Origin of the sequence: Methanobrevibacter sp. (assembly GCF_045541095.1) — an archaeon.
In the GTDB taxonomy this organism is placed as follows: Archaea; Methanobacteriota; Methanobacteria; order Methanobacteriales; family Methanobacteriaceae; genus Methanocatella.
In genome coordinates this window covers 1-5,575 of the sequence record NZ_JAZQIJ010000169.1, presented here as the reverse complement: position 1 = coordinate 5,575, position 5,575 = coordinate 1, and the positions used below count along the sequence as shown (strand labels likewise).

Annotated in this window: 3 protein-coding genes and 1 pseudogene; 3 read left to right on the top strand and 1 reads right to left on the bottom strand. The window is 34.3% G+C overall.

Features of this window, described 5'->3' with window-relative positions:
- Together ACKI2P_RS07165 and ACKI2P_RS07160 are read left to right on the top strand one after the other, a co-directional pair.
- Positions 1 to 2,031: hypothetical protein (locus ACKI2P_RS07165; RefSeq protein WP_407376346.1), on the top strand; the 2,031-nt coding region annotated here is incomplete at its 5' end.
- 159 nt (positions 2,032 to 2,190) lie between these two features.
- Entirely contained in the window at positions 2,191 to 3,726 is a 1,536-nt protein-coding gene (locus ACKI2P_RS07160; RefSeq protein WP_407376344.1) for an IS1182 family transposase, read from the top strand.
- A gap of 151 nt (positions 3,727 to 3,877) precedes the next feature.
- Here the strand turns inward: ACKI2P_RS07160 and rhuM are convergent.
- Positions 3,878 to 4,921: pseudogene (gene rhuM / locus ACKI2P_RS07155) on the bottom strand (RhuM family protein).
- 509 nt (positions 4,922 to 5,430) lie between these two features.
- On the opposite strand from rhuM, the gene ACKI2P_RS07150 reads away from it, so the two are divergent.
- The gene (locus ACKI2P_RS07150) at positions 5,431 to 5,556 is read left to right on the top strand and encodes a helix-turn-helix domain-containing protein (protein ID WP_407376343.1); all 126 of its coding nucleotides are present in this window, start codon (positions 5,431 to 5,433) and stop codon (positions 5,554 to 5,556) included.
- Positions 5,557 to 5,575: the final 19 nt, after the last annotated feature.

The window sequence follows — 5,575 nt, the reverse complement described above, 5'->3', positions numbered from 1 at the left end:
ACCAACAGCATTTTCACTTGTGATTTCATTAACAACACTGCAAACCTGAACGGTGGAGGCGTAAACTACCGTGAAAGTCCTTCCAACATCACATTCAACTCTAACTTTATAAACAACACTTCCCCTACCGGCGGAGGAGTGAATTTCTTCAAAACCTTTGAAAATGTAGTATTCAACGGTGAATTCATAGGCAATTCCGCAAGATTTGGTGGTGCAATAGCTGCTTATGACGGAATTATCAGTGATGTTTCATTTAGGGACAATATTGCCGTAATGGGCGGTGCAATTTACTTTAACGGCACTGGTGAAGTTTCAAACTGTATTTTCACTAACAATGAGGCTGTTGCTGAATATGATGGTGGCGGTGCCATATCCATGATTTCAGGTAATGTGATCGGTAGCGTTTTCAAAGCCAACAAGGCAAGCGGTGTTGGCAGTATGGGAGGTGCTGTCTTAATTGAAAATTCCGGTAATGTGACCAACTGCAGGTTTGAAGATAACTCCGCAGAATTTGGTGGAGCTGTCTCATCTGATAGGACCGTTAATATCGCTGATTGTAATTTCACAGCCAACCGTGCATCAGTAGAGGGCGGTGCTTTCTATACTGGTTCCTGCAATATTGAAAATTCCAATTTCACCAACAACATTGCAAGTAATGGGAGATACAGTGGTGATGGTGGTGCTGTTTACATCAACGGCAATGCCACTGTGGTAAATTGTGATTTCATAGGCAATGAGGCCGGTGTAGGTTCTGCAATTTACTTCTGGAATCTCCACGAATCCAAACACGTCAGGTCCATTTCCCACTCCACATTCCTGAACAATAAGGCAAATATGGATTCTATAGCCCCATTTACTTTAACAGTCAATGGAACTAATATTGAAATTGCTTTCCATGGTAACAATAACCTTTTTAATGCAATATTGTCCAGACTGAAAGGGGATGTCAATGTCACAAACGTTACCTACTGGGGAGCAAGCGGTATTGAGAACACTGGTGATTCCACTATTGTGCCTGTCATGTTATATACACAAGCCGGCCAGAACGTTACTGTTAGGGGTGTTGTCGACGGTGTTGAAGTCAATATAACTAGAAGCACTGACGCTGAGGGTAAAATAGTCCTTGAAAATGTCAGAGAGTATAATATAACCGTAAGCCACGATGAGGATTCATACTACTTCTCTGGAAAAACATTTTTCACAAGCAGGCAGTTAAGCTTAAACATGACTGATATCACAACCAACGACTTTACAGTCAACATAACTGCAAAATCTGACATATTTGAAGAGTATATGTCTGGTGAAATGATTTTCAGGGTTGACGGTCAAGAACTCTACGCAAGTTATGCAGGTAATGGAACCTGGTGGGCAATGCACACATTTGATGATTTCGGCACTTACAAGGTCAGCGCATTATTCAACGGACCATACAATGTAATCGTCCGCAATGGAACTATAGTCGTAAATAAAATCAAAACAGAAATAACCGGATCTGCAATAACTGCCACATATAATGTGAACAAATATCTTGTAATCACATTAAAGGACGGTACCGGCAAGGCTTTAAGCGGCGTTAAGGTGAATGTTAACTTGAACGGTGCTAAAACCTACACTACCGACAGTAACGGTCAGATTAAGGTTTCCACTAAAGGGCTTGCTCCTAAAGCATACACTGCCAAGGTAGCATTCAACGGAGATGCCGTTTATGACAAGTCCGCTAAGGATATTAAAGTCACCGTTAAGAAGGCCACTCCTAAACTGACTGCCAAAAAGAAAACCTTTAAAAGGTCAGTTAAGGTCAAGAAGTACAGTATTGTTCTTAAAAACAATGTTGGAAAGGCAATCAAGAAGGCAAAGGTCACCATTAAAATCGGCAAGAAAACCTTCAAGGCCAAAACCAACAGCAAGGGTAAGGCAACCTTTAAAATCAAGAAATTGACCAAGAAAGGAAATTATAAGGCTAAAGTATCCTACAAGGGCAGCAAGTACTACAATAAAGTGACTAAAAAAGTGAAAATCCGAATCAAGTAGATGCATCATGCATCTACACTATTTTTTTTTATTTTAACTTGAGGGTGGGACACGAACTCACTAATTTTTAAATTTTTTTTACTTATTTTTCCTTTAATTTTATATACTATGAAGTACAATCTATTATTATAGATATAAATCTTTATGGTTGTTTTATTTATGGTTTTAAGAGATGATACTATTAATCAGACCATGTTGGTGCCTATGGACTTGAGGAAATTGATTCCAAAAGACCATCCGTGTTATTTTATTAAAAATGTGGCTGATTATATTGATTGTTCCAAAGCGAACCGTGAGTTTGCTGATACGCCTGGTGAATTTGCGTATCCTCGTGAATTATTGCTTAGACTAGTTTTGATGAGTGTTTTTGATGGAGGGTTATCCTCACGTGAGATTGAGCGAAGAACTCAAACTGATGTTGGTTATATGTACTTAGCAGGCATGCAGCATCCTAGTTATCGTACAATTTTGAGATTTAAGCGCGATTATTCTGATCTGATTGATGAAGCTTTCAAAATGACTATAAAAATTGCAACCGAAGAAGATTTAGTTAAAATCCATCATGTAAGTGTTGATGGGACTAAAATAAAAGTAAAAACATCAATTAACAAATTGACAAACGAACAGCAATTAAAAATAATGAAACAACATCTTGAAAAAAGCATTAAATTAGACGAAGAAGAAGACGAAGAATTAGGTGAAGAATCAGGAAACAGTGTTCCAGAAACATTAACTGATGAAGAAAAATTCAAAGAAGTCTTTGAAAAAGTCAATAAATCTTCTAAAGATGATAGGAACAAAGAAAAATTAAGAGCTTCCAGTAAAAAGCTCTTAAAGCAAGCTGAAGAAAATCCAGAAAAAATTCTCAAAAAGGTTGAAAAACTTGAAGAAAAACTCAATGACTCTGAAAAAGACGTTATTAGCATAAATGACCCTGATGCAAGGTTCATGAAGAATAAAAAAGGACGATGGGAATTTGATTACAATGCACAAATCGCAGTAGACGAACACAAAGGAATAATAATCGCATCACACGTTACCAATAATCCAAGCGATCATCACGAACTTATTCCAGCAATAGAACAAGTAAAATCAAATTTAAGTGAAATATACAATGAAATACCATCTAATTTCCAAGTAAGCGCTGATAATGGATATTCCACTGACATAAATGCAGAATATCTCGAACAAGAAGGATTAGATGGTTACATATCTTCACGAAAACTCGCAAGAAAAGAAAAGAAATATAATTTAGCCGAAAAACCATTTTCAAAGGATAATTTCAATTACGATAACGAAATAAGAACATATATTTGCCCATTAGGACAACCATTGTACCGTGTGAAAGAATACGAATACAAAGACAAACCAAGAATTGCTCATTGGACAAAAGAATGCAAATCATGTCCTGTACAAGAGTATTGCGCAAAAAGCCAACGATATAAAACGATTAGCGATTACGGAAATCCTTCCAAAATCAGAATGCAACGGAAAATGGAAACTCCTGAAGCGCAAGAAATCTACAAATTAAGATCAAAAATAGCTGAATTACCATTTGCAAACATGAAACAAAACATGCACTTGACAGAATTCACAACAACAGGATTAAAACAAGTAAATACTGAATTCAAACTATACGCAATTGGGCACAACCTAAAAAGAATCTATAATGAAATAAACATGAAAAATAACTAAAAATAAAAAACAACAAAATTTTTTCTAAAAATAGAAATTAGTTAAAAAATTTTGCGTCCCATCTTCAAATTTTCGATAGTGGTATAACTATTTCATGAGTCATATTGATACACAACAAAAACTATTTTAAACTAAAGTATATTCAATTATATTATTTTCCTTCTAGTCGTTTAATATCTAAAATCATTTGATCAAAGTCAGAAATGAAATTTTCATCTTGCACAACTCTAAATTTTTCGTATTTTTCAAGAACATGTTCTCTTGCTTCTTCTGCAGATATCTTACCTTTACCAACAAGAATAGGCAGTCTTCGAAGTTTAAGGTAGTCATCCAGCAGTTCCTTCCAATCTTTCATGCCCATGGGGATTTTGTCTTCAGCACGTGATTCGGCTAAATTCAAAAAACCTTCCACTTATCTATTTAACCTGGATAATTCATTTTGATTTAGATAATTTTTTGATATTACTACATCACTTTGGAGTATTTTTCCATTGGGTGCTTTTTTCTAAGTTGTCAATCCCATATGGGGATTTTCAATATCGCTTCGTGTTTCTATGAGTTCTGCTGCAGTATGGTTGCTTATTGCATATATCAGTTTGTTCTGTACTGTAGCAAAGAATTCTTTTGTGATATCAGCATCTTTGTCATAATCAAAGCTTGTTGCATAAATGTCTGTGATTTTTTGATTGAATCTTCTCTCGGAAGCCCTTATTTCTCTTATGGTTTCTAATAACTCATCGAAATAGTCTTCTGTAAATCTTCCTCCTTTTTTCAAAAGTTCTTTATCTACAACAAATCCTTTTACCATATATTCCTTTAAAATTTTATTGGCCCAACGACGAAACTGGGTTGCTTCTTTACTGTTGATTCTATATCCTATTGATATGATTGCATCAAGATTATACCATTTTTGAGGTCTTCCGCCTTTTTTAGAGTTTATCAACTCAGAGTTGATAAACTCATTTTGGTTTTCAAACAACTTTTTAGAGGATATGGATACTTCATTTTCTTCTAACTCATCATCTTCAATTATTTTAATGAAATGCTTTGATATATTTTGAGAACTGGTTCCAAAAATCTCTGCTACAACTTTTTGACTTGCCCATAGTGTTTCATTTCCTATTAAAAATTCAGCTTCTATATCGTCCTGTTCGCTTTTGTATAATAACTTTTCAATAAGTTTAAATTCTGGCATATGATTCCTCCTTGCTTTAATTTAAAAATTGTGTAATTGCTTTTATATATGTTATTGGTTATTATATTCAATTTTTGTAAGAGCATTTGACAAGTAATATTTGTTCATTATTTATCTTAATAATGCAAGAATACCATGACCTCTTTTAGGTCGTGGATGAATTGCAAGTTGGGTGTACTATCTTTTTTTAATTAATTTTATTGTGTTTATTTTTATTTAATATATTTTTGAGACTATTTTAGGTCTATGTATTTTTTGTTCAGTGTACTCTCTTTTTTTTGTGTGGGATTTGTAATATTTGCTTTGAGTTGTGAAAATTGTCTTGGGTTTGAAAAATTGTTCTCAGTTAGTTATTCGATTACTTCTCAAACGCTCTCCCTCTTTTTTTATATAGAAGTAATTACCAAATGCTATATTATGCAATTAATGTAATTTTAATTGTAGTTTTAAAAAATAACACTATTTTGTATGTCTTAAAAAAAATGTAAAATTTGGGGGGATGGATTTATTTGGGTGAATATATTCGAGGATTGGTTGTTAAACTTCATTTAACTCCTGAGCAAGAAGTGGAATTTAAAAAGAACTATGGTTGTGCTCGTAAAACCTATAATGAACTTTTAAATGGCACTGTCTAAAATTGTCATGATGTAGCTT